The sequence below is a fragment of the Pseudomonas sp. TUM25319 genome, from assembly GCF_056388475.1.
Map to the genome: position 1 here is coordinate 2642763 of NZ_CM150751.1, position 24743 is coordinate 2667505.

20 protein-coding genes and 1 pseudogene are annotated in these 24743 nt (G+C 64.9%); 9 read left to right on the top strand and 12 right to left on the bottom strand.

Annotation, left to right across the window (positions count from 1 at the left end; genetic code table 11):
* The first annotated feature begins 149 nt into the window (after nt 1-149).
* Entirely contained in the window at nt 150-590 is a 441-nt protein-coding gene (locus tag AC05QJ_RS12570; RefSeq protein ID WP_476747165.1) for a hypothetical protein, read from the top strand.
* A gap of 198 nt (nt 591-788) precedes the next feature.
* On the opposite strand, the gene pbpG is transcribed toward AC05QJ_RS12570, so the two are convergent.
* Nucleotides 789-1715, bottom strand: a complete 927-nt coding sequence (gene pbpG / locus AC05QJ_RS12575) for a D-alanyl-D-alanine endopeptidase (protein ID WP_476747166.1) — start codon at nt 1713-1715, stop codon at nt 789-791.
* Nucleotides 1716-1982: 267 nt separating this feature from the next.
* Between pbpG and AC05QJ_RS12580 the strand changes: the two genes are divergently transcribed.
* From AC05QJ_RS12580 to AC05QJ_RS12590, 3 genes are read left to right on the top strand one after another with little or no spacing between them, the layout of a single operon-like run.
* A complete protein-coding gene (locus tag AC05QJ_RS12580; RefSeq protein WP_476747167.1) occupies nt 1983-3308 on the top strand; it encodes an iron-containing redox enzyme family protein in 1326 nt (441 codons plus the stop codon).
* Complete coding sequence (locus tag AC05QJ_RS12585) at nt 3292-4245, top strand: methyltransferase (protein ID WP_476747168.1); 954 nt, start codon at nt 3292-3294, stop codon at nt 4243-4245. Before AC05QJ_RS12580 ends, AC05QJ_RS12585 begins: the two co-directional genes overlap by 17 nt.
* 3 nt (nt 4246-4248) lie before the next feature.
* On the top strand, nt 4249-5364 hold the full coding sequence (locus AC05QJ_RS12590) for a carboxylate-amine ligase (RefSeq protein WP_476747169.1): 1116 nt from the start codon (nt 4249-4251) through the stop codon (nt 5362-5364).
* Nucleotides 5365-6195: 831 nt separating this feature from the next.
* On the opposite strand, the gene AC05QJ_RS12595 is transcribed toward AC05QJ_RS12590, so the two are convergent.
* Both AC05QJ_RS12595 and AC05QJ_RS12600 read right to left on the bottom strand, forming a co-directional pair.
* A complete protein-coding gene (locus AC05QJ_RS12595) occupies nt 6196-6378 on the bottom strand; it encodes a hypothetical protein (RefSeq protein WP_476747170.1) in 183 nt (60 codons plus the stop codon).
* Nucleotides 6379-6473: 95 nt separating this feature from the next.
* A complete protein-coding gene (locus AC05QJ_RS12600; RefSeq protein WP_476747171.1) occupies nt 6474-6821 on the bottom strand; it encodes a hypothetical protein in 348 nt (115 codons plus the stop codon).
* 176 nt (nt 6822-6997) lie between these two features.
* On the opposite strand from AC05QJ_RS12600, the gene AC05QJ_RS12605 reads away from it, so the two are divergent.
* Nucleotides 6998-7810, top strand: coding sequence for a shikimate 5-dehydrogenase (locus tag AC05QJ_RS12605; protein WP_476747172.1), 813 nt, complete (start codon nt 6998-7000; stop codon nt 7808-7810).
* 71 nt (nt 7811-7881) lie between these two features.
* Here AC05QJ_RS12605 and AC05QJ_RS12610 read toward each other — a convergent pair whose 3' ends face one another.
* A complete protein-coding gene (locus AC05QJ_RS12610) occupies nt 7882-9360 on the bottom strand; it encodes a methyl-accepting chemotaxis protein (protein ID WP_476747173.1) in 1479 nt (492 codons plus the stop codon).
* A 95-nt stretch (nt 9361-9455) separates the two neighbouring features.
* A complete protein-coding gene (locus AC05QJ_RS12615; RefSeq protein ID WP_476747174.1) occupies nt 9456-10262 on the bottom strand; it encodes a TatD family hydrolase in 807 nt (268 codons plus the stop codon).
* A 165-nt stretch (nt 10263-10427) separates the two neighbouring features.
* Between AC05QJ_RS12615 and AC05QJ_RS12620 the strand changes: the two genes are divergently transcribed.
* The 3 genes from AC05QJ_RS12620 (at nt 10428) to AC05QJ_RS12630 (ending at nt 12985) form a co-directional block, all read left to right on the top strand.
* Complete coding sequence (locus tag AC05QJ_RS12620; protein ID WP_476747175.1) at nt 10428-11852, top strand: MltF family protein; 1425 nt, start codon at nt 10428-10430, stop codon at nt 11850-11852.
* 104 nt (nt 11853-11956) lie between these two features.
* Nucleotides 11957-12391 (top strand): DoxX family protein, encoded by a 435-nt coding sequence (locus tag AC05QJ_RS12625; RefSeq protein ID WP_476747176.1) that lies wholly within the window; start codon nt 11957-11959, stop codon nt 12389-12391.
* Between the two features lie 285 nt (nt 12392-12676).
* Nucleotides 12677-12985 (top strand): hypothetical protein, encoded by a 309-nt coding sequence (locus AC05QJ_RS12630; RefSeq protein ID WP_476747177.1) that lies wholly within the window; start codon nt 12677-12679, stop codon nt 12983-12985.
* A gap of 1 nt (nt 12986) precedes the next feature.
* Here AC05QJ_RS12630 and AC05QJ_RS12635 read toward each other — a convergent pair.
* The 7 genes and pseudogenes from AC05QJ_RS12635 to AC05QJ_RS12665 form a co-directional block, all read right to left on the bottom strand.
* A pseudogene (locus tag AC05QJ_RS12635) lies at nt 12987-13121 on the bottom strand (cupin domain-containing protein); the annotation flags it as partial.
* Nucleotides 13122-13142: 21 nt separating this feature from the next.
* Nucleotides 13143-13532 (bottom strand): VOC family protein, encoded by a 390-nt coding sequence (locus AC05QJ_RS12640; RefSeq protein WP_476747178.1) that lies wholly within the window; start codon nt 13530-13532, stop codon nt 13143-13145.
* Nucleotides 13533-13564: 32 nt separating this feature from the next.
* On the bottom strand, nt 13565-15508 hold the full coding sequence (locus tag AC05QJ_RS12645) for a DNA topoisomerase III (RefSeq protein ID WP_476747179.1): 1944 nt from the start codon (nt 15506-15508) through the stop codon (nt 13565-13567).
* 141 nt (nt 15509-15649) lie between these two features.
* The gene (locus tag AC05QJ_RS12650) at nt 15650-17677 is read right to left on the bottom strand and encodes a hypothetical protein (RefSeq protein ID WP_476747180.1); all 2028 of its coding nucleotides are present in this window, start codon (nt 17675-17677) and stop codon (nt 15650-15652) included.
* Between the two features lie 16 nt (nt 17678-17693).
* A complete protein-coding gene (locus AC05QJ_RS12655; protein ID WP_476747181.1) occupies nt 17694-19385 on the bottom strand; it encodes a thiamine pyrophosphate-binding protein in 1692 nt (563 codons plus the stop codon).
* Nucleotides 19382-21151, bottom strand: coding sequence for a flavin monoamine oxidase family protein (locus AC05QJ_RS12660; protein ID WP_476747182.1), 1770 nt, complete (start codon nt 21149-21151; stop codon nt 19382-19384). The genes AC05QJ_RS12655 and AC05QJ_RS12660 overlap by 4 nt, the downstream gene beginning before the upstream one ends.
* Before the next feature lie 241 nt (nt 21152-21392).
* Nucleotides 21393-22670, bottom strand: coding sequence for a bifunctional O-acetylhomoserine aminocarboxypropyltransferase/cysteine synthase (locus tag AC05QJ_RS12665; protein WP_476747183.1), 1278 nt, complete (start codon nt 22668-22670; stop codon nt 21393-21395).
* 606 nt (nt 22671-23276) lie between these two features.
* Here AC05QJ_RS12665 and AC05QJ_RS12670 point away from each other — a divergent pair.
* Entirely contained in the window at nt 23277-24740 is a 1464-nt protein-coding gene (locus AC05QJ_RS12670) for a SulP family inorganic anion transporter (protein WP_476747184.1), read from the top strand.
* Nucleotides 24741-24743 lie beyond the last annotated feature (3 nt).

A 24743-nucleotide genomic window follows, 5' to 3' on the forward strand; every position in this document is an offset into this window, starting at 1 on the left:
AGGACGATCCTGCCGGGGCGCGGACAGAGATCGGTGTCAGGGGAAGGACGAAGCGCGGGGCGGGAAATTTATGGCGGGCGAAGAGGCTAAAGCTTTGTTTGTAACAGCCGATGTCCTTACAGACTTCTCATTTCAGGACGTTTTTTCTCATGGCCGATCTCATTCAGTCCCTGGCATCGAACCTGTCGATTGCCGGCGTGCGCAGCAACGTGACTGCGAAAACCAACGTGGATGGCCAGTCGACCCCGGTCGAGGGCGCAGTCAAGGCGGACCTGTCTGCCGTGCGCAGCGACGGCAAGGCCGCGGCCACCTCGTCCGAGACCGCCGATTCGGGCGAGTCGCAGGAAATCAAGCAACTGCGCGAGCAGGTCAAGAAACTGCAGCAGCAACTGGCCGAACAGCAGAAAGAACTGCAGGCGGCCATGGCCAGCAAGGAAGACGAGCAGACCAAGGCCGTACGCGTAGCGGCGGCGCAGGCTGCGGTGGCGACCACCACCGGGCAATTGCTGCAGGCCACTTCGGCGCTGTTGCAGGCGCTCACCGAAGCAGGGGATAGCACCTCCGGGAGTTCGGTGAACACCACCGCCTGAGGCAGCTTCAAGCTTCAAGCTTCAAGCTTCAAGCTGCAAGCTGCAAGAGAGGAGCGGACCGCGGTGTCGGCGCGTTTTCCTGCAGATCAAAAACAAAGGCCCGGAATCATCTCCGGGCCTTTGTCTGTGTGAGGTGAAAAACAAAAGCTGTCGCGCCTCGGACTGCTCTTGCTTGCAGCTTAAAACTTGCAGCTCAAGTCAATCAACCTGCGGCCGGTTCTGGCTCCGATCGGCCTTATAGCGAATCGCCACCGCCGGCGCCGGCTTGGTGCTGCCGGTCTCCAGCCACTGACGCATACGGGACGCATCGGCAAAGTGAGTGTATTTGCCGAACGCATCGAGGATCACCATCGCCACCGGGCGGTTGTCCATCTTCGTCAGCAGCACCAGGCAATGCCCGGCATCGTTGGTGAAGCCGGTCTTGGTCAGCTTGATGTCCCAGTTCGGCTTGTTCACCAGATGGTCGGTGTTGCGGAAACCCAGGGTGTAATTGGGCTTGCGGAAGGCCACGGTCTTCTCGCGGGTGGTGCTCAGCTCGCTCAGCAGCGGGTAGTTGCGCGCCGCCAGCAGCAGCTTGGTCAGGTCGCGGGCGGTGGAGACGTTGCTCGGCGACAGACCGGTCGGCTCGACGTAGCGGGTGCTGTTCATGCCCAGGGCCTTGGCCTTGGCGTTCATCGCCTTGATGAACGCGCCGTAGCCGCCCGGATAGTGGTGGGCGAGGGTCGCCGCCGCGCGGTTTTCCGAGGACATCAGGGTGATCAGCAGGGTCTCGCGGCGGCTCAGTTCGCTGCCCAGGCGCACGCGGGAATAGACCCCTTTCATCTCTTTGGTCTGGGCGATGGTCATGGTCAGCATTTCATCCATGGACTGCTTGGCGTCCAGCACCACCATGGCGGTCATCAGCTTGGTCACCGAGGCGATCGGGCGGACCAGGTCGGGATGGCTGGAATACAGCACCTGATTGGTCTGCAGGTCCACCAGCATGGCGCTGCCGGAGGCCAGGTGCAGCTTGGACGGGTCCCGTTGTGCCTGGGCGGCGGCAGGTTGGGCAGCGGCCGTCGAAGTCATGCCAACGGTGCCAGTGAGCAATAGCAGGAGACTGAGAATGGACAGGGAGGTTTTCACGTAGGTGCTCACTAAAAGAAGGTATGTCGTTGGCAATTCAAGAGTTTTTATTTTTCTAAGCGTGACATTGTGGAGTATGGCTCAGGGGCTGTCGATTGCCGCCCGGGGCTTAGCTCAAATATGAATAATCTTTAATGGATCCAGGCCCAGTCGAGCCTAACCGCGCGGCCTCCCATCCCGCCATGGTGCAATCGTTCTGAACTTCCCCAGGCCTGTTCCTCTCCCTTGCACAAGAGGGCCAACGCGCGAAGCACAGGGGATGCAGCCATGAGTCGAACACCAGAGCGGGTTGCCGCCGAGCTTGCCCGTCGCGGCAGCGATAACGAAGCGATGTATTGCGCCTTGCTGCGCGGCGAAACCGCAGGCAGCGAGGCCTGGCTGGCCGCCCAGTTGCGCCGCGCCGATGCCCTGGGCGATGACCTGCCAGCCGCATTCGACGACCTCGACGCCTGGACCGAGCATCGTGCCGCCGCCGTGGGCCGGCACTACGCCGACTATCTCGCCGCGCGGCGCCATGGCGAGCCGCGGCGGATGTTCTCGGGGCGGGCTCATGCCTTGTATTTTCTCCAGCAGGTGGCGCCGACCAAGGGCGTCGATGGCGCCTGGCTGCACGGCGCACTGGAGCACTGGGCCGACCCTCGTTACCACGGGCTGATCCGCACGTACCTGGAGGAGCTGGGCGACGGCGACCCGGCGTGCAATCACGTTGTGATTTTCCGCCGCCTGCTCGCCGGGCAAGGCGTCCACGAGCCGCTGCCGCTGGCCGATGAGCGCTACCTGCAGGGTGCGCTGCAACTGGCCCTGGGCCTCAATCTCGAGCACTTCCTGCCTGAGGTACTGGGTTACAACCTGGGCTACGAGCAACTGCCGTTGCACCTGTTGATCAGTACCCATGAGTTGGAGGAGCTGGGTTTCGACGCGCAGTATTTCCGCCTTCACGTCACGATCGACAATGCCAGCACCGGGCACGCCCGCAAGGCGCTCGATGCACTGCGTCAGCTGTGGCCGGCAGAGGGCGGCGAGGCATTCCATCGCCGGGTTGTGCGTGGCTACCGGCTTAACGATCTGAGCGCCGGGTCCACGGATATCGCCGCCGGTTTCGATCTGGAAAGCGAGTTGCTGGCGGCCCTGGAACGCAAGCGGATCTTCGGCCAGCAGATGCATGCGGATCATTGCCGCTTCGAAGGGCGTACGGTCAATGAGTGGCTATCGGCGCCGGGCAGTTTTCCCGCCTTTCTTCAGGTGCTGCAGGACAAGGGCTGGATCCTGCGTGACCGCGATCCCGCCGAGAGCCGTTTCTGGCAACTGGTCGATGGGCCACGAGCGGCCATGTTCGGGGTCTTCAGTCCGTATGAAAAGCAACTGTTGCACGACTGGATCGCCGGCAACTGGCAGCCGCCCCGGCGCCGCTCAAGGCCACTGCCTGTGGTCGAGCCGCCGCTGCCGCTGCTGGCGCCGGACCTGTCGATAAGCCAACTGGTCGGGCAACTGGCCGGTGATCACCACGCTACCCCGCAGGGGCTGGCGGCGACGCAACGCTACAGGGACCTGACCGGGCTCAAGGGAGGCCATTGCCATGCAACTGACCGATGAACAACGGCGCAGCGACGAAGCCCTGTTGCACCTGGGGCGCCGCCTGCACGCCGATGGCTATGGCTTCACCTGCGTCACTCCGCTGACCCATCAGCGTTATGTCGAGCGGGCTGGCGATCTGCCCGGGCGCACCCTGCGCGAGGTGTTCGGCTGGAACCGGCCATTCGACCCTTCGCTGTTGTCGGCGGACGAACTGGAGCACATGCGCCAGGCCGGCATCGTCAGCGCTCGGGGCAGGCTGCTGCAGAGCCAGGTGCGCTGGTCCACGGTGAGTGACCTGCTGCTGGTGCATTCCGGTTTCCCTACCGATACGGCCGACGCTGTGTTCTTCGGGCCCGACAGCTATCGCTTCGCCCGAGTGATCGAGGCGCACCTGCAACACAACCCGGCGCCGGTGGAAAACGCCGTGGAAATCGGTTGTGGCACCGGTGTCGGGGCCTTGCTGATCGCCCGTGCCAGGCGGCATGCGCAGGTCAGCGCGCTGGACGTCAACCCGCTGGCGCTGCGCTATGCCGCGATCAACGTGGCCCTGGCCGAGCTGGGCAACGTGACCGTGGACTACAGCGACGTACTGGAAGGCGTGATTGGTCAGTTCGATCTGATCGTCGCCAATCCGCCCTACATGCTCGACGGCCGCCAGCGCACTTATCGCCATGGCGGCGGCAAGCTGGGCGAAGGGCTGTCACAGCGAATGGTCCGCGAGTCGCTGGAGCGCCTCAGCCCCGGCGGGACGCTGTTGCTCTACACGGGGGTCGCCATGGTAGAGGGGAGCGATCCGTTCCTGGCCGGGTTGCGGGAGACGCTGGACAGCCCGCGCTGGGCCTGGACCTATGAAGAAGTCGATGCCGATGTGTTCGGCGAGCAGTTGCTGGAGCCCGGTTACGAACGGGTAGAACGGATCGCCGCGGTGGCCCTCACCGTGACCCGGCGGGCCTGACCCGTGGTCGGCGCGGGTGGTTTCGGCATCGAGGAAGAGTATCTGCTGATCGATCTGGAAAGCGGAGTGCCGCTGCGCCAGCCTTCGAAGCGCGTGCTGGACCTGTGCCGCGAGGTACTGGGGGATCACTTCGCCGATGAAATGTTTCGCTGCCAGATCGAGCTGGTTTCGCCTGTGTTCGAGGGCATTGCCCAGGCCCGCGACTTCCTGGCCAGTCGTCGCGGCGGGCTGGCGGCGCGCCTGGCCAGTGAAGGTGTGGGGCTGTTCAACGCCGGCAGTCACCCCTTTGGCGGTTGGTCCCGTCAATTGCCCACGCAGACCCTGCATTACCGGCAACTGTTCGAGGACTATCGTCACGTCGCCCGGCGCAGCCTGGTCTGCGGGTTGCATGTGCACGTCGGGGTGCCGGAAGGGGTGGACCGCATCGCGGTGATCAACCGGGTGCGCGGCTGGCTGCCGCTGTTGTTGCTGCTGAGCGCCTCGTCGCCGTTCTGGGAGGGCGAGGACAGCGGTTACTGCAGCTACCGGCGGGTGCTGTGCGGGGAGTGGCCGCGAATGGGCCTGCCGGAACCGCTGGCAGACTGGGCCGACTACGAGCGCCATCTGGAGTGGTTGCTGGCCAGCGGCGCCCTGCGCCCGGACAGTGATGGCTGGTGGGCGTTGCGGCCCTCGCGGCGGTTTCCCACTGTCGAGCTGCGCATCGCCGATGCCTGTTCCCGGCTGGAGGATGGCCTGTGTATCGCCGGGCTGTTCCGGCAGATGGTCGATTGGGCGGTGCGCCAGCCCGGCCCCGCGCCGGCCCCAGCGGCCCATGTGCTGCGTGTCGAGCAAGAGAACTATTGGCGGGCGATGCGGCAGGGGCGCCATGGGCGTTATCTACGGGCGGAGGGTGGGCAGATGAGCGCTCGGCAGTGGCTGGATGAACTGGCCGAGACTGTGCAGCCTGTCAGTGATGATGCCGGCTGGGCGTTTGAACAGGCGGCTTCGGTGTTGTTGTTTGGCTCGGGCGCTGATCGTCAGCTGACCCGCTTCACCCTGGCGCGCCAGGGCGGGGCGCGGGTTGACCAGGCGTTGCAGCAGGTGGTGGACGAGGTGTTGCGGGAAACTGCCGAGGAGTAAAGAGGTTCTTCTTGCAGGTCGCGAGGGGTTGGGGCGTGGGGGTATCCGTTTTGCGTGAATATCCGGTATTTTCGGCGACGTTGCCGGCCCGTTCCGCCCTTACGGCGGCTTACTTTTGTCTTGTCAAAAGTAAGCAAAACCGCCCGCTCCCAACATCCGGCCCTACGCTTCGCTTCGGGTCCCCTCCTTCCGGCACCTTTCGGGGCCAGCGCGGCCTACGATTTGCTTCGCAAATCTTCATCTCACGTCTTCGGCTATCGCCGAAGGGTACTTACGCACCCGGCCCCTACAGGCACCTCCACTCGGCCGGCTGAAGTCGCAATTGGCGGCGTCTGAACTGACGCGCATGAAGAGCAAAAGCCAGAGCAAAAGCCAAAGCAACAGCTCTGGCTCTTTGGGTTGCCTATCAAAATCAGATCTGAATCTCGAAGATCCGTCCGTGAGAGCGCCGCCCGTAACCTGCGACTTCAGGAGGCCGAGTGGAGGTGTTCGGAAGGGGCTGGGGCGCAGCCCCCTTCGGCGTAGCCGAAGAGCGCGAGTCGTAGACTTGGCGAAGCAAGTCGTAGGCCGCGCGGCCCCTGGAGGACACCGGAGCGAGGGAACCCGGAGCGAAGCGTAGGGCCGTATGTGGGAGCCAGCGGTTTTGCTTACTTTTGACAAGACAAAAGTAAGCCGCCGTAAGGGCGGAACGGGTCGGCAATGTCGCCGAAAATAACGGATATTCACGCAAACCCGGCACCGACACCCGTAAACACCCAATAAAAAGCCCCGCCTGAGGGGCGGGGCAAGGGGAGGTGTGCGGAGCAACGCACAAGGGAAAGACAGTTGACCTCAGGCCTGGAACGCCTCATCGGCGATACGCCGAGCCAGCGCCTCGGCATCGGGGAGCGACATGATCGGCCCGCCGATCTGCTCACCATCGCGCACCAGGTACCAGCAGACCAACAGCCCCAGATCCCTCAGCGCCTGCGGAACCGCGCTGCCGACAACGGACATGATGCTGATACTGGCCATGGTGAGTGCTCCGTGTGGGTCATGGTGTGTACCTTACGCATCCTCCCGGCCGACGGAAAATCAGTGTTCTCAATAGTGTTCATTGATAAAACCCACTACCAGCGCGGCGGGCCGTAGTAGACGGGTGGCGGGCCGTAGTACCGGGCACGGTAGTGAGGCGGCGGCACGGGCACATAGCGCTCCACGACCGGGTACGGCTGGTAATAGACCGGTGGCGGTGGTGGCTGGTAGTAAACGGGCGCAGGCGGATAGTAGGCCGGGGCCTGTTCGACCACGACGGTACGGTCGCGGCCACCGGAAACCGCCGCGCCCACCACGGCGCCGACCACGGCCGCGCCGATCACGGGGCCGGGTCCGCCCCAGCCGCCACCGTGGGCGGAAGCTTGTCCGGACAGGGCCATGGCACCGATCAGCAGGGCGATACCGGGGATATGACGATTCATGTTGACTCCTCGCAGGGCGTAACTCCGACCGCTAATACAGGCCGGGGATACCACTATGACCGCAAGGGCGGAAAAATTTGCGAGGATGCTGAGTAAAGGTTGTGTAAGGGCCGATCAACGGTAGGCCGCAGGGTTGTGCATACTGTGCGCTCCGCGGTTTTCAGGAATCGGTTTTCATGACTCCCAGCAAAGACACCCAGCTCTGCATTTCCCTGGCCGGTCGTCCCGGTACCTTCGGCGTGCGCTTCCACAACCACCTCTATGAACAACTAGGGCTGGATTACTACTACAAGGCCATGACCACTGCCGATTTGCCGGCAGCGGTCGCTGGCATCCGCGCCCTGGGCATCCGCGGCTGCGGCGTGTCGATGCCATACAAGGAGGCCTGTATCGCCCTGGTCGACGAGCTGGACCCGTCGGTGGCCGCCATCGATTCACTCAACACCATCGTCAATACCGACGGACACCTCAAGGCCTACAACACCGATTACCTGGCCGTGCGCCAACTCATCGAGCGGCATCGCCTCGATCCGGCGCAGCCGTTCGCCCTGCGCGGCAGCGGCGGCATGGCCAAGGCGGTGGCGTGTGCGTTTCGTGATGCCGGTTTCACACGGGGCGTTATCATCGCGCGCAATGAAGCGGCGGGGCGCAGCCTGGCAGATCGCTGCGGTTATGGATGGCAGGCCGAACCGGGCAGTTTGCAGCCGGCACTGCTGGTGAACGTGACACCGATCGGCATGGCGGGCGGGGCACAGGCCCACGACCTGTCGTTTGACCCGGCGGCGATCGAGGCGGCGCAAACGGTGTTCGATGTCGTGGCGATGCCGGCACGTACGCCGCTGATCGTTGCCGCCGAAGCGCAAGGCAAGGCGCTGATCACCGGTCTGGATGTGATCGCCTTGCAGGCGCTGGAGCAGTTCGTGCTGTACACCGGCGTGAGGCCGAGCGATGAGCAGGTGGCCAGGGCGGTTGCCTTCGCTCGGGAATGAACGCCGGTCTGGCGGGGAGGGCGGGCTTGCCGACGCTGCGGCAAACCCGTTGCAGGACAGAGCCTTGAACCTCAGAGCTTGAGCTGTCCGATCGCTCTGTTCAGCTCTCCGGCCAGCGTTGCCAGCTCACTGCTGGTGGTGGCCGACGAGACGGTCTGCTGCACCGTGTCCTCGGTCACATCGCGGATGCTCACCACCGCCCGGTTCATTTCCTCGGCCACGTGGCTCTGCTGTTCGGCCGCCACGGCGATCTGGGTGTTGCTCTCGCGCATCTGCGCCACCGCCGCGGTGATTTCCGCCAGGGCTTCACCGGCTTCCTGGGCTTGCTTGACGCAGTCGTCGGCCTTGAACGAGCTCTCGGTCATGAACTCCACCGCATCGCGGGTGCCCGCCTGCAGTGCCGAGACCATCTCGGTGATTTCGTCCGTGGAGGTCTGCACCCGCTTGGCCAGGTTGCGCACTTCGTCCGCCACCACGGCAAAGCCCCGGCCGAGGTCGCCGGCACGGGCGGCTTCGATGGCGGCGTTGAGGGCCAGCAGGTTGGTCTGTTCGGCGATGCTGTGGATCACGTTGACCACACCGTTGATCTTCTGGCTGTCATCGGCCAGTTGGCGAATCATTTCGGCGGTCTGCTGCACGCCGCTGGACAGCCCGGCGATGGAGGTCTGCACCCGGCTGACCACGTCCTTGCCGCTGCCGGCCAGGGTGTCGGCGGTCTGCGACAGATCGCGGGTAGCGCCGGCGTGCTGGGCGATGTGGTAGACGGTGGCGGACATTTCGTTGATCGCCGTGGCCGCCTGGTCGGTCTCGCTCTGCTGGCCCAGCATGCCGTGGCGCACGTCGCTCATGCTGGCGGCCAGGCGTGCGGCGCCGGAGTCCAGTTGCGCGGCGGTGAGGGCGACGGTGTTGACCACCCGGTGGTAGGTGGTCTGCATGGCGTTGAAGGCGCTGGCCATCTGGCCCACTTCATCGCCGCAGGCCAGTGGCACTCGCGCCGCCAGGTCGCCGGTCTTCTCGACGTGCAGCATCACGTCCTTGAGGGTGTTGAGCTGCGCCAGCAGGAAGCGGATCAGCAACTGCGAGGCGCAGAGCATCGCCAGCATCAGGATCAGCACGCACACGGCGTAGTTGCCGAAGCGATCACCGTAGACCTGGACGAAGCTCGGCGACGGCGCCAGCACAGCGACGCGCTGGCCGTCGCGGCTGATGACCTGGGCACCGGCCAGCGGGTCGTCGCCGAACACCGCGTAGGGTTGCAGGTCGACCCAGCCGCTGGCGTTGGCCAGCGCTTCCACGGGCTGACCCTGGTAGCTGGGGACCTGTCCGGGTGTGAAGGTGACCACATGAGGGCTTTGCGGCAAACCCTGTCCCGCCGGCCAGGCGGCCAGCAGACGGGCTTCGGCCACCGCACGGGTGCGGGACTCATCGACCCGGGCCTGCTGCTCCAGGAACACCGCATAGAGCACCAGGAACAACGTGGTGACGAAGGCGACCGCGTTGACAGCCCAGAACTTGTACTTCAGGGAGATATTGCTAAGCCAGGCACCCATGGTAGGTCTTCTCTGAGTTAAGCGTTTAAGCGCAAAAGTTATTGGCAAGGTGCCAGCATTCTGGTCGAGTAATCAGCAATAAATCTTGATATGTGTCAAGCCAACTCGGGCAGGTTGAAGAAGCGCCGGGCACACAGGGTTGTATGTGCCGCCACCTGCTCCATTGATTCGCCTCGATGCAGGGCGACTTCGCGCAGCACTTCCGGGAGGAATGCCGGTTCATTGCGACCGCTTTTCGGTTTTGGCCGCAGGCTGCGCGGCAGCAGATAGGGCGCGTCGCTTTCCAGCATCAGGCGGCCTTCGGGGATGCTGCCCACCAGCGGATGCAGGTGGGTGCCACGGCGCTCGTCGCAGATCCAGCCGGTGATGCCGATGTGCAGGTCGAGATCGAGGTAGCCGAACAGCGCGTCGCGTTCACCGGTGAAGCAGTGCACCACGGCGGCCGTCAGGTGGTCGCGGTAGTCCTTGAGGATGTGCAGCAGGCGCTCGCTGGCCTCGCGCTCGTGGAGAAACACCGGCATCTGCAGTTCCACCGCCAGGGCCAACTGGTCTTCCAGGGCCTTTTCCTGTTGCGGGCGCGGCGAGAAATCACGGTTGAAGTCCAGGCCGCATTCGCCCACCGCCTGCACCCGTGGCTGCTCCAGCAACTGGCGCAGATGGCGCGGACTGTCGGCCGTCCACTGGCTGGCGTCGTGAGGGTGTACGCCGGCGGTGGAGAACAGCCGCTGGCCGCTTTCGTCCAGTTGCTGGCACAGCGCCAGGGCCTCTTCGCTGCCCGCAAGGCTGGTGCCGGTCAGCAGCATCTGGCGCACCCCGGCGGCCTCGGCGCGGTCGAGGATGGCCTGGTGCATCCCGGCGAAACTGGAGTTGGTCAGATTGACGCCGATGTCGATGAGTTGCATGGTGCTACCTCGGAATTTGCGGCAGATGGGCGCCGGTTGCGCCAAAAAATATCAATAAACACAAGAACTTCAATGAGTTGTCGCGGTCATTTGCGGTCAATTGTCATGGACGTGCCGCAGAGTATGACCCCCGACCCTCTATCGCGGCCTGTGCCCGGAGCCTGGATGACGCGAGTTTTGCTGACGATTCTGCTGTGTGCCGGCCTGCTTCTGCCAGGGTCGGCCAGCGCGCGCCTGCCGGGGCCGCAGCAGGTGGTCAGCAACGACAAGGTCCGGGACCTCGCGCAGATCCGTTCCAGCCGCGAGCTGCGGGTGCTGATCAACCAGAGCCGCAACAGTTCCGGCGAGGTCAAGGGTCAGTCCTACGGCGTCGAGTACCACCGCCTGCGCGCTTTCGAACACTACCTCAACGCCCGTGCTCGCGACGGTCAGGAACTGCGTCTGAAGCTGATTCCCAAGGCCAAGGACCAGTTGATCAGCGCCCTGCAGCGGGGCGAGGGCGACCTGGTGGCGCCGGGCGAATTGCTCGACCCGGTATCGACCCGCGGCGTCAGCGCCAGCGACCCGGTGCTGAGCCACGTGCCGCTGGTGCTGGTGGGGCGCAAGGGTGAGCGCACCTACGCCCGGGTCGAGCAGCTGTCCGGTCGCAGCGTGGCGTTGCCCGCCGGCAGTGCTGCCGCCGACACCCTGCACGAGATCAACCAGAAGCTGGCGCTGCGCAAGCACGCGCCGGTCAGGATCGAGTTCATCGACCCGAGCCTGGCAGTGGAAGACGTGCTGGAAATGGTCCAGGCCGGCATCCTGCCGCTGACCGTGGCCGAGCAGCCGATCGTCGAGCGCTGGAGCAAGGTCATGCCCAAGCTGCAGATCATGCGCCGGGTGACCCTGACCGCACCCGAGGACATGCACTGGTACATGCGCCGCGACGCGGTGATGTTGCACGCCAGTGTCGATCGCTTTCTTCAGGAGTACCGCATTCCCGCCGACCAGGACGCCGCCTTCGAGCGCATCTACCGGCGCCTGTACAAGGTCCACTATCCGCTGGCCAAGGCCAACCGCCAGCGCCTCGATCACCTGCGCCCGGTGCTGCAGAAGCACGCCGAGGCGCAGAACCTCGACTGGCTCAACCTGGCCGCGCTGGCCTTCAAGGAATCCTCGCTCAACCCGGCGGCCCGCGGTGCCGGCGGCGCCCACGGACTGATGCAGATGACCCCTGGCGCTGCGCAGCGGGTGGGGGTCAGCGATATCAACAGCGTCGACGGCAATGTCCAGGCCAGTGCCCGCTACCTGGCGCTGATCCGCCGCAAGTTCTTCGCCAGCAACCAGCTCAACGAGCGCGAGCGCATGGCCTTCGTGCTGGCGGCCTACAACCTCGGCCCCGAGCGGGTCCAGGCGATGCGCGCCGAGGCTCGCCGCCGCGGCCTCAATCACAACCAGTGGTTCTTCCAGGTGGAGCGGGTGGCCCTCGAACAGGTAGGAATGGGGCCGGTCAGCTATGTTAATAGCGTGAACAAGTACTTCCTGGCCTTTGACCGGGAGCGGGAGACGCTGGAGTCCTCCCGGACGCGCAAGGTGACGAATCGCAAATAATCAAATTATTCGATTCTAATGATGGGTTAATTGCGATTTTCATATTGGGTAATATGATTATTATGGCGCCAACAACACATCACACCTTGTAAGGAACACACCGCATGAACGCCATCCACTCCGTAATGACCACCCGCGCTGGCTGGGGCATCACTGTCCTGCGCATCATCGTTGGCATCATCTTCATGGCCCACGGCTCGCAGAAGCTGTTCGGCTGGTTCGGTGGCGGTGGTCTGGCGGGCACCGCGCAGTTCATGGAAAGCCTCGGCCTGACCCCCGGCACCCTGATGGCGGCGCTGTCCGGCGGTGCCGAATTCTTCGGCGGCCTGGCCCTGGTGATCGGCCTGCTGGCGCGGCCGGCGGCGGTGGCGCTGATCGGTCTGCTGCTGGTGGCGATCTTCTCGGTGCACATCCACAACGGGCTGTTCATGCAGAACAACGGCTACGAGTTCGCCCTGGCGCTGCTGGGTGGCGCGGTGGCGGTGCTGTTCGAAGGGGCAGGGCGGGCGTCGGTGGATGGGGCGATTTCCAGGGGGTGAGGTTTTTGGGGGGGACCGCTTTGCGGTCCTTCGCGACGGTTCGGCGCCCCGACAAGCTCGCTCCCACAGGATGGCACAGCAACCCGGCGATGTAAGTGTTTTGCCATTGGTCGTGTTGACAGCCTGGGAGCGGCTTCTCTAGGATTCGCACCTGCGCCGATTTAAACAGCTACTTGCGGGGCGCGGGAGAGCCCTTCGAGGTAATCCGAATACCGCTAAAACGCTGGTTCGGTGATGCCTCCCACCGCAGCCCAGCGGGATCTGCGAGGCGGAGATTCTGACTCCATGAGTTGCCCACGTTCCAGTGTCTGTCTGACCCCCCTTCCTTCCGGCGAGTCGGCGCGTACGCCACGCGTTCTGCTCAGCGGTCCGCACCAACCCACCCTCGTTCGCTTCCTCGATGGCTGGCCTCGTCGCAAGGGCCGCGCTACCGCCTTGCTGATCCAGTTCGTCGATGACGTCGCGGCCCTGGCCGATTACGGCAACGATCGCTTCGACCTTGCCGTGGTGCAGTCGCCGAGCGCCGAGGATGCCGCCGAGATGATCGGCCACCTGACCCGCATCGCACGCCAGGGGCTGATCACCCGGGCGTGAGTCAGGCCTGGAAGGTCACGTAGACCTTGCTGCACGGCTCCAGCACTTCCCAGGTGCCGGTGAAACCGGCCGGAATCACGAAGCGATCTCCCGCCTGTACCACTTTCACGTTGCCGCTCTGGTCCTGGATCAGCGAGCGGCCGCTGATGCGTCGCCGTCATCCCACGGGAGTGCAGAGCTCCACCAGGATCCCTGCCGGGCAGCGTACCCAGGACACGGTCTGGCCCCAGGGTTTGATCTGTGGTGCGTTCAGCTCGATCGCACCGCAGGCCAGGGCTCGGGCATGGGCCGTCGGGACGTCGTCGGTCAGCAGGGCAATCTCCATCCCCAATGGCTGCCGGCTATCGCTGGCGGCCACTACGCCGCCTTCGAAGTTCGCCTGGCCCAGTTCCAGTGAGGCGAAGGCCAGGGTGGTGGGGCCGGTTTCCAGCTCGCCGTAGTCGCCGCCTTCATGCAGGAAACGCCGGGGCAGGCCAAAAGCGCTTTCGAAAAAGGCCAGGGAGGCGGGGACGTCTGCCACGTAGGCAATGGTGTAACCCAGTTTCATGCACATCTTCCTTGAGTTGTCGGTGGGATCATTCAGGCTTTGTTCGCCCGGGGTTTGCGTGGTCGTTTGGGCGCGGTGCCACTGCTGCTCTTGCGTTTCTTCTTCCAGGGCGAGCCGCCACGGCCCGCCGGCATAGCCGGGCCCGAGATGGTCAGGCTCAGGCCGGCACAGCGCTCGACCTGCTTGCTCATCCAGGCCGACTGTTTGGCGACGAAGGTTTCCAGGGTCATTTCGCCGCTCTGCACCATGTCCAGCGCCTGTTCCCAGATTGCCGTGGTGCCGGGGTCGGCGATGGCGCAGGGCACGGCGTCGATCAGGCTGAAGGCCGCCGGTGTGGCGTTCAGTGCCTTGCCGTTCTTGACCAGGTAGCCCCGGTCCAGCAGGCCCTGGATGATGCCGGCGCGGGTAGCCTCGGTGCCGATGCCGGTGGTGTCCTTGAGTTTCTGCTTGAGGCGCGGGTCATCCACCAACTTGGCGACGTTCTTCATCGCCTTGATCAGGTCGCCTTCGGTGAAGGGCTTGGGCGGCTGGGTCCAGAGGTCTTTCAGGTTGATTTCGCGCACCTCGCACCATTGCCCCTTGCCCAGGGCCGGCAACACCTGCGGCGCCGGCGCCTCGCGACCCTTGGGCGGGGTCAGGGCCTCGGGCAGCGCACGGCGCCAGCCCGGCTCGACAATCTGCTTGCCTACCGCACGCAGCGCCTGGCCTGCGCAGTCGAAGTCGGCCTGGGTGCGGTCGTATTCATGATTCGGCAGGAACTGCGCCAGGTAACGGGCACGGATCAGGGTGTAGACGGCCTTGTGCTTGCCCCCCAGGCGATTGGGATCGACAGCCGCCGCAGTAGGGATGATGCCGTGGTGGGCGCTGACCTTGGCGTCGTTCCATGCCCGCGAGCGACGTTGCGGCTCCAGGTAGGGCTGCAGCGGCGCCAGGGTCGGGTCGGCACGACCGAGGGCCGCGAGGATCGCCGGGGCTTCGCTGTGCTGGCTCAGGGGCAGGTAGCCGCAGTCGCTGCGCGGGTAGGTGATGACCTTGTGGGTTTCGTACAGGGCCTGGGCGATGTCGAGGGTTTCCTGGGCGCCGAGGCCGAGTTTCTTCGAGCAGACTTCCTGCAGGGTGCCGAGGTCGAAGGGCAGGGGCGCGGCTTCGCGTACCCGCTCGGTCTTGATCGCCATCACCTGTGCCGAGCCGGCGCCATTGATCGCCGCGGCGGCCTGCTGTGCCAGCTCCTGTTTCAGGCAGCGGCCCTGGTCGTCGCAGGCGTCTTCCGGTGCACGCCATTGCGCGCTGAAACGGGTGCCGGCGCTGTCCAGTTGCACGTCGATGGCCCAATACGGCACCGGCACGAAGTCGGCGATGCTGCGGTCGCGGTCGACCACCAGGCGCAGGGTCGGGGTTTGCACCCGGCCCACCGGCAGCACGCCCTGATAGCCGGACTGGCGGCCGAGCCGGGTGAACAGGCGGCTCATGTTCATGCCGATCAGCCAGTCGGCGCGGGATCGGCCGAGGGCCGAGTGGTACAGGCTGAAGGTTTCGGCGCCGGGCTTGAGGCTGGACAGGGCCTTGCGGATCGAGGCGTCGTCCAGGGCCGACAGCCACAGGCGCCGGATCGGGCCACGGTAGCGACAGTGCTCGACCAGCTCGCGGGCGATCATCTCGCCTTCGCGGTCGGCGTCGGTGGCGATCACCAGTTCGGCCGCCTCGCCCAGCAGGCGCTTCACCGCCTTGTACTGACTGGCGGTCTTGGGTTTGACCTGCATCTTCCACTGGCTCGGTACGATCGGCAGGTCGGCCAGCACCCAGCGCTTGTAGCGGGCGTCGTAGGCGTCGGGCGGGGCGGTTTCCAGCAGGTGGCCGATGCACCAGGTCACGGTCACGCCGGTGCCGACCCAGCAGCCATCGCCGCGGCGGCTGGCGCCGAGGACCTTGGCGATATCCTTGGCCTGGGAGGGCTTTTCGCAGAGGAACAGACGCATGAGCCGGTGCAGAGTCCTGAGGGAAAGAAGGCCCTAGGATGCTCAGGAAGCGTGAAGGAGGCAAGTTTTATCTGTATGGATGTACAGCTTATGGGTTTCGAATCGCTGCGGCCCGGTGCGCCGAACCGCAGCGAGGGTGCCTCAGGGCGCCGCGCTGATCGTGGCATTGCGCCACGCATTCCTCAGCTTCTCCTCCAGGTCTGCGCTCACCGTCTTGCCTTTCTGCGCCTGCAGCGCCAGTTTCAACCCGTTCAGCGAACGTCCGCTCAGGCGGTTTTCGCTGAGGTCTTCGGTGAAGATTTTTTCCGCCTCCGCCGGCAGGCCCTGTTTCAACAGTGCGTAGCCGAGGGACTCGCGTACGGTGTAGTACCAGTCTGGCGGTTCGTTGTACCAGAGCCCGTCCTGCACTTCGACCGCCTTGCGCCAGGCCGCGAGGGTCTGTGCCTTGCTGTCGTCCTTGAGCGCGGCCAGGTCATCGGCCAGCGCCTTGGCGGGTGCGCCGACGCTTCTGGCGCTGGTGTCCTGCACGTCCTTGAGCGCCAGCTTGCCGCCGGTGCTGTCCTGGGCCTTGGTGAACAGGATCAGGTTGGCGATGCGCAGCAACTGCACGGCGTCGTTGTTGCCGTACTTCAACTGGGCATTGCCGTCCTCCTGCAGCACGCTGCCCACCTTGCTCCAGAAGCCGTCCAGGGCTTCGACGGCCTTGCCGCTGTCGAGGTTGGCACCGAGCTTCTGGTAGGCGTCGGCATAGCTTTCCATGACCCGCGTGTACGGCATGGTCAGGGCCTTCCAGTTCGGGTCGGCCTTGGCGCACGTCTCGTTGATCTTTGCCAGGCCCGCAGTGATCCGCGGCTTGATCGACGCCAGCGCGTCCCAGTCCTGGAAGCGCACGGCGTACTGGTAGGGCACCGCGTAGAAGTAGTCGGACTTGGTCTTCAACTCCTGCGGGTACTGCTTGCAGAGAAACTCGACCGAGGCGTTCAGGGTGGTGTTGTCCACCAGTTCGCTGGCCATGTTCATGGCTTCGTTCTTGCGCCCTTCGATGGACAGGGTCCAGGTCAGGAAGTGGATGTTGTGCCCCAGGTAGTGCAGCAGGTACGGGCTCTGTGGCTGTACCTGGTTGGCGTAGGCCCGGTCCACCGACACCGCCGCGTAGTTGGTGGCGCTGGACAGCGCATTGTTGCCGGTGCGCTGGTAGATGTGCGAGGCCATGTGGATCAGGTGGCCGACCGCCGGGTTGAGGGTACGGAAGCGCTCGGCCATGGGCAGGCCGCTGTCGGGGAACGGTGACTCCTCGATGGCATGGATGTAGAAGTGGTTGGCGCCGGAGTGATGCTCGTCGGCCACCAGGATGCGGTTGAGCACCTGCAGCGCCTCGAAGGCTTCGTTGGTCGGCTGGACCTTGTCGGACGTGGCCTCGATGCCTTCCCACCATTTCCACGGGGCGATATTGAGCAGGGCGTCGGCGTACAGGGCGGCGGCGTCGAGGTCGTCGGCGTAGGTGGCGGCGAGCTTCTTCATCTCGGCTGCGTAGCGCTTCTTGCCTTCCAGCGACAGGCCGATCATCGGTTTGCCGTCGACCGTTTTCTCGTCGTAGACCGACAGGAATGCCTTGGCGTAGTCCACTTCCCGTTGCAACTGTTCACGGGTGAACCCGGCCACGCCGTTTTTCAGGCGCGTCTCGGCGTTGACCCGGGCCTTTTGCGCGGCCAGGTTGGCCAGCTGGTCACAGCCCTGGGTGGCGTCGGTGTTGATGTTGGAACTGGCCGACAGCGCCACGCCCCACAGCGGCATCGCCGAGCCGTCATCGAGTTGATACGCCTGGTGGAAGGCGCGGATCGCCTCGCCGAAGTTGAAGCCGTACTGCAGGGCCATGCCCTGGCTGTAGAAGGCCTGCACCTGCTCGGCGTTCTTCGCCGCGACCAGGTCGTAGCGGGCGCCGCCGAGGCCGGACAGCAGGTGGTCCTTGTCGGTGTCCGCCGCGCTGACACATTGCAGCAACGCTGTTTGCAGGTCGCTGTCGAGGGGGAGTTTGGGGAAGAACGCTTCTTCGGGTGTCGCCGACTGGCTGTCGCCGCCGTGCATCATGCCGTGACCCTGGGCATGCAACGGCAACGCAGCCAGCAGTGCGCAGGCGATTGCCGTGCGCACGCTGGTGTTTCGCTCCATGAAACGAGCTCCTTTCTTATTGTGGAATACCGGCCAGGCGGGCGATCTGGGCGGCGAGATCCTTCTCGGGAATCTTCACTTCGATCAACGCCGGGCGGTCCTGCAGTGCCAGCAGTTGCGGCAGCAACGCCTGCAACTGGTCGACGGTCTCGACGCGGTAACCCGCCGCGCCATAACCTTCGGCCAGCGCCGGGTAGTTCAGGGTCGGCAGGGTGTCGAACGGTGCGAACTGGCCTTCCGGCTTGAACGCATCGCCGTCGACGAAGGCCTGCTCGATGGCGTAGACCTGGTTGCTCATGACGAACACCAGGGCGTTGACCTTGTTGCGTGCCAGCGCTGCCAGCGACTGGCTGACCATCATGAAGCCGCCGTCGCCGGCCACTACCACCGGGCGCCGGCCGCTGCCGAGGGCCACACCGAGGGCGCAGCCGGTCTCATGACCAAGCGAGCCCCAGATGGCGTCGGAGAGGAAGCTGTCGCGGGGCATGCCCTGGAGGTTGCTGGCCACGTACAGCGACGAACTTTCGCCGAGGATCAGCGTGCTGCTTTCCCACAGGCGATGTTCCTGGGCGAACTCCACCAGGGTGTCGAAGAAGCTGGCGTAGGTCAGCGCTGTGGCCTCGGCGCCCGCGCCGAGCAAGGCTTGCGGCGCGGCCAGCGGCACATCGTGGCGCGGGAAGCGGCCGTCCAGGTCGAGTGCCTTGAGCAGCGCATCGACGTAGTCCGGCAGGCGCACGTTGGGGTAGTAGTCGGGGCCGGTGCGGGCCAGGTCGCAGTTGACCTGGATGATCTGGTCGAAACGACTGTTGAGCAGGTCCAGGTAGTCGTCGGTGAAGATCACGCCGATGGCCAGGATGCAGTCGCAGTCGTTGACCGCCGCTGAGGTTTCCAGCCGCGAGGCAGGGCCGGCGAAGGTGCCGATGAAGGCGTGCTGGCTTTCGTCGAGCACGGTCTTGGCGTCCAGGGTGCTGCTGAACGGCAGGCCGAGGCCGTCGATCAGCCATTGCACCTGGCCTTGCAGGTCGTAGCGCATCACCTCGAGGCCCAGCAGCACCAGCGGCTTTTTCGCCTCGCCGAGACGCTTCACGGTGTTGTCCACCAGCGCCTGCAGCGCGTCGCGGTTGGACGGACGCGGTTCCGGCGCCAGCTGGCCGTGGGGCTGAGCGCATTCCATGCCCCAGACGTCCTGCCAGGCTTCCAGGTAGATCGGCTGGCGGTGGGTGATGGCGGCGATCAGCGCGCTGTCGATCTGCCAAGGTGCCTGACGGGCGTCGGAAAGGATCTCGCAGGCCACGGTGACCTGCTCCAGCACGTTGCGGTCGGCCTCGAAATCGCCGGTGGAGTGGTGGAACAGCACGTTTTGGCTTTGGGCCTGTTTGCGGTTCTTGGTGGATGGGCTGGCGGAAATCACCACCACCGGGTTGCGTTCGACGAACGAGCCGGCAATGGCGTTGACCGCGCTGAAGGTGCCCACGCCGTATTGCAGCGATACGGCGCCAAGGCCGCTGACCCGTGCATAACCATCGGCGGCGTAGGCGGCGCCCATTTCGTAGACCTCGCCCACGGCGTCGATGCCATCGAAGGCATCGAGGGCCGACATGAACTCGGACACATAGTCACCCGGTACCTGGAAGACCTTGGCCAGGCCCAGTTCCTTGAGGCGGGTCAGCAGGTAGTCGGCGACGGTGAAAGACGTGGCGGCGCTCATGGCTTGATCCCCGTGTAGGCGAACTCGGTAACCTCTTCCAGGGTCTTCGCGCAGTCCTTGCACGGCGGCGGCGCGGGATCGGCGATGTCGGTCGGGCCCGGCTCGGGCAGCAGTTGATAGGCCGCCGGCAGCCAGCTCGGACGTGGCAGGCCGAAGAAGTCCTGCAGGGTGGATTCGGCGGTGGTCAGCGCGCCCTCGACCCAGCCCTGGCCGTAGGAATAGGCTTCGCCGACGATGTATATCGACTGGTCCTGCACCGGATGGCGCATGCCCTGGATGATCAGGTCGAGGCGGAAGTTGGCCTTCCACTCGTGCCAGCCGCCGCCGTACGGATCGGTGTCCCAGGCGTGGTAGACCGCCGAGTAAGGCGCCGGCAGCTCGACCTGGTCGTGCAGCGAGGTAACCTGGCGCTGGGCGATGCGCACCATTTCATCGCTGACCTGGTTCTGGGTCCGCGGCACGATCTCGTTGGCATCTACGCGGCCCTGCAGGCTCTTGGGTTGGTAGCCTTCGAACGGCAGGCCGCCTTCGAGGCCTTTCCAGAAGGGGACGGTGCCGATGTCGTTGTACGAGGCCATCAGCAACGAGTTGAGGGTTTTCTCACCGCCTTCCTGTTCGCACTCGGTGCCCATGTAGTAGCACTGGCGGATCGGCAGGTCGGTGACCGAGCGCCCGGCCACCAGGCCGAGGCTGCGCCACCAGGGCTGCTCGTAGGCGAGGAACAGCTTGAACGCCGATTGCACCAGCACCGAGCCAAGGTTCTCTTTCAGCCACGGGTCCTGGAACAGCGGCGACTCGATCAGTTCCAGCGAGCGGCGCGGCATGGCCAGGATCACCTGGCGGGCATGGACGATTTCTTCCGGGGCCTCGAGGTCGGTGGTGGTGCCATCGACGGTGCGGGTCGGCTGGAAGTGCAGGCGGTACGGGTATTCGGTGTCATCGCTGTACTGCAGCGACACCAGGCGACGGTTCATCTGCACCCGCTGCTCGGCGGGCACCAGGCCGCCGGGCACTTCGGCGAAGCGCTGGGCCAGGGTCAGCGGCAGGGTCTGGAAGCCGGTCTTGAGGGTGAGGAATTTGGTGTCGTCGCTGTATTCGGTAGCGGGCAACTGGGTGACGGCGCTGGCGTTGGCGACGTTGGCCTCGTAGCCGCCGGCGTCCTTCATGAACTGGTAGCCTTCGTTGCTCAGCACGCGGTAGAGCAGGTCCCAGAAGCCGTAACGCCAGATTTCCTTGCCAAACACCTTGACCTGCATCTGCTCGGCCAGGCTGAGCTGGTCGAAGCCGGGGTAGATGCTGTTCATCACCTTGACCTGCAGGTCCTCGGGGCCGAAACCACGCTCGGACCAGGCCAGGTTGTAGGGGATCTTTTCCGGCGCTTCGGTGAAGTCACGGAAGCGGAAGCGTTCGCCGCGCAGGTAGAACAGGTTGTTCTTGGCGCCGACGGGATGGTCCTCGGGCTGCTCGTTGCCCATGGGGAAGTCTTTTTTCGGCAGCCCCAGGAAGTCCACCAGCTTGTCGACCATCACGTGGCCGCCGGTGTCGTCATCGGTGGCGGGCATCCAGCGCATGCCGCCGACTTCGGCGACGACATTGGGCAGACCGGGAAGGGTGACGCTGAACAGGCGGCCACCGATGCGGTCGCCGTATTCGAACAACTGGATTCGCTGATGATCGCCTTGCGCCTCTTGCAGGCGCCACGCGCTGTAGGTTCCCGATACGCCGCCGCCGATGATGGCGACATCCAGTGGCTGGGTCTGGCTCATCGCAAAATATCCTTATGTTGTGTTGGCAAGGAATTCCATGCGGGAGGCAGTATTGTCGAGCTTCGTGACAATGCCAATCTGCTATCACTGATTTTTTCGCAGGTGATGGCGGACACGGCGAAAGCCAATGAATACGGGGCTCTGGTCGGGAGAAAGGTCAGTGTGCTGAGTAATCCGGGCGGGCCGCTCAAGCACGCGCCCGCCGTCGATATTGGGTGGGGCGCAGCCTGGAGGAAATGACTTACAGGCGGCTGGCGTCCAGGGCCTGTTGCAGGTCGGCGATGATGTCGTCGCTGTGCTCGATACCGATGGACAGCCGCACCATGTCGCGGGGCACGCCGGCCTTTTCCAGTTCTTCGTCGTTCAACTGGCGGTGGGTGGTGGACGCGGGGTGGCAGGCCAGGGACTTGGCGTCGCCGATATTGACCAGGCGCACCACCAGCTTCAGCGCGTCGATGAAGCGGGCGCCGGCTTCCTGGCCGCCCTTGATGCCAAACGACAGGATCGCCGCCGGTTTGCCCTGGGTGTAGCGGCGCGCCAGTTCATGTTCCGGATGGTCCGGCAGGCCGGCGTACTTCACCCAGGCCACTTGTTCGTGTTGCTGCAGGTAGTGGGCGACTTTCAGCGCGTTCTCGGTGTGGCGCTCCATGCGCAGGGCCAGGGTTTCCAGGCCTTGCAGGATCAGGAAGGCGTTGAACGGTGACAGCGCGGCGCCGGTGTTGCGCAGTGGCACCACGCGGCAGCGACCGATGAACGCGGCCGGTCCGAAGGCTTCGGTGTAGGTCACCCCGTGGTAGGAGGCGTCCGGGGTGTTGAGCAGGGCGAACCGCTGCTTGTGTTCGGCCCAGGGGAACTTGCCGGAGTCGATGACGATGCCGCCGATGCTGGTGCCGTGGCCGCCGATGTACTTGGTCAGCGAGTGCACGACGATATCGGCGCCGTGTTCGAACGGTCGGCACAGGATGGGCGTGGCCACGGTGTTGTCGACGATCAGCGGTACGCCGTGGCGGTGTGCGGCATCGGCCAGGGCTTGCAGGTCGACGATATTGCCGGCCGGATTGCCGATGGACTCGCAGAACACCGCCTTGGTGCGCTCGTCGATCAGTGCTTCGAGGGCAGCGATGTCGTCGTGGGGCGCGAAGCGGGTCTGGATGCCGATCCGTGGCAGGGTGTGGGCCAGCAGGTTGTAGGTACCGCCGTAGAGCTTGGCCACCGAGACGATATTGTCGCCGACCTCGGCCACGGTCTGGATGGCGTAGGTGATCGCCGCCATGCCCGAGGCGACCGCCAGCGCGCCGACCCCGCCTTCGAGAGCGGCCATGCGCTGTTCCAGCACGTCGTTGGTGGGGTTCATGATCCGCGAATAGATATTGCCGGCCACTTTCAGGTCGAACAGGTCGGCGCCGTGCTGGGTGTCGTCGAAGGCGAACGAAGTGGTCTGGTAGATGGGCACCGCGACGGCCTTGGTCGTCGGGTCCGGGCTGAAGCCCGCGTGGATGGCCAGGGTTTCCAGCTTCATGCAGTCGTTCCTTGAGAGATGGGTGGAGCGCGGGAGCATGGGGTGGCGGGGTTGTAATGGTCAATAGCCGTATCGGCTGTATGGGATTGAGGGCAGCCGCATTGCTCAACTGTGGGAGCCGGCGTTGCCGGCGATGGCGTCATTGCCGTTGGCACAGTTGCCTGCAAAGCGCTTGCCGGGAACCTTGGGTATGGCTGCCATGTGCTTGTCGATGGCTCTTCAGCGTCCTCCAGATCGAGCGCCGCCCGCGCGGCGCATCGCTGGCAACGCCAGCTCCCACATTTGTTGCAACGCGCCATGGCCTGTGGGTTTTGAGTTGCCAGCCTTTGGTGCCTGGCGATCCACTGCGGGGAGGCTGTTGGGCTTGACTCGATATCGCGTCGTACAAACAAGGCGATCAACCATGGCCTGACAGACATAGGTACGTTGCAACAAATGTGGGAGCTGGCGTTGCCAGCGATGCGCCGCGCGGGCGGCGCTCGATCTCAAGGGCGCTGAAGCCCCAAAGGCATGCGCCCGGCAGCTCTCACAACGTCATCGTCGTACCCGCAGCAATCCGGTAAGCTTGCTAACGTTTTTTCCCGCCTCACCCCCACGGAATCCCCGATGTCCCAAGCACACCCCAAGAGCCGGGCCCTGCGCGTGCGCAGCGATGTCCTGGCTGGCCTGACCACTTCGTTCGCCCTGGTGCCCGAATGCATCGCCTTCGCCCTGGTCGCTCACCTCAATCCGCTGATGGGCCTGTACGGCGCCTTCATCATTTGCACCCTGACCGCACTGTTCGGCGGACGGCCTGGCATGGTCTCGGGCGCCGCCGGCTCGATGGCGGTGGTGATCGTCGCGCTGGTGGTGCAGCAGGGCGTGCAGTACCTGCTGGCGACGGTGCTGCTGGGCGGGCTGTTGATGATCGCCTTCGGCCTGCTGCGCCTGGGCAAGCTGGTGCGGCTGGTGCCGTATCCGGTGATGCTCGGCTTCGTCAACGGCTTGGCCATCGTCATCGCCATGGCCCAACTGGAGCACTTCAAGAGCGGCGACGCCTGGCTGTCGGGCCCGCCGCTGTGGCTGATGCTGGGGCTGGTGGCGCTGACCATGCTGGTGGTGTACGTCCTGCCGCGCCTGACCCGCGCCGTGCCGCCGGCGCTGGTGGCGATCCTCGGCGTCGGTACACTGGTCTACCTGCTCGACCTGCCGACCCGCACCCTCGGCGACATGGCCCATATCGCTGGCGGTCTGCCGTCGCTGGCGCTGCCACAGGTGCCCTGGACCCTGGAAACCCTGCGCATCATTGCCCCCTATGCGGTGCTGATGGCCCTGGTCGGCTTGCTGGAAACCCTGCTGACGCTCAACCTCACCGATGAAATCACCGAGAGCCGCGGCCATCCGGACCGTGAGTGCGTGGCCCTGGGCGCGGCCAACATCGCTTCGGGGCTGTGCGGCGGCATGGGCGGTTGCGCGATGATCGGCCAGACGGTGATCAACCTCAGTTCCGGCGGCCGTGGCCGGCTTTCCGGCGTGGTGGCCGGCGTGATGATCCTGCTGTTCGTGCTGTTCCTGTCACCGCTGATCGAGCGCATCCCGCTGGCAGCGCTGGTGGGAGTGATGTTCGTGGTGGCCCAGCAGACCTTCGCCTGGGCCTCGCTGCGGGTGCTGCACAAGGTACCGCTGAGCGATGTGCTGGCGATCATCGCGGTGACGGTGGTCACGGTGTTCACCGACCTGGCCACGGCGGTGTTGTTCGGCATCGTCATCGCCGCGATCAACTTCGCCTGGCAGCAGGCGCGGGAGCTGTATGCCGACAGCCATGTGCAAGCCGATGGCAGCAAGCTGTACCGGGTGCACGGGACGTTGTTCTTTGCGTCGAGCACGCCGTTCCTCAACCAGTTCGACCCGACCAATGATCCGGCGCAGGTGACCCTGGATTGCCAGCACCTGAGCTTTGTCGATTATTCGGCGATCGCGGCGCTTAAGACCCTGCGCGAGCGTTATGCCAAGGCCGGGAAGCACTTGCGGGTGGTGCATCTTTCGGAGCGCTGCAAGCAACTGTTGAAGCGGGCGAGTGTAGAGCACTGACAA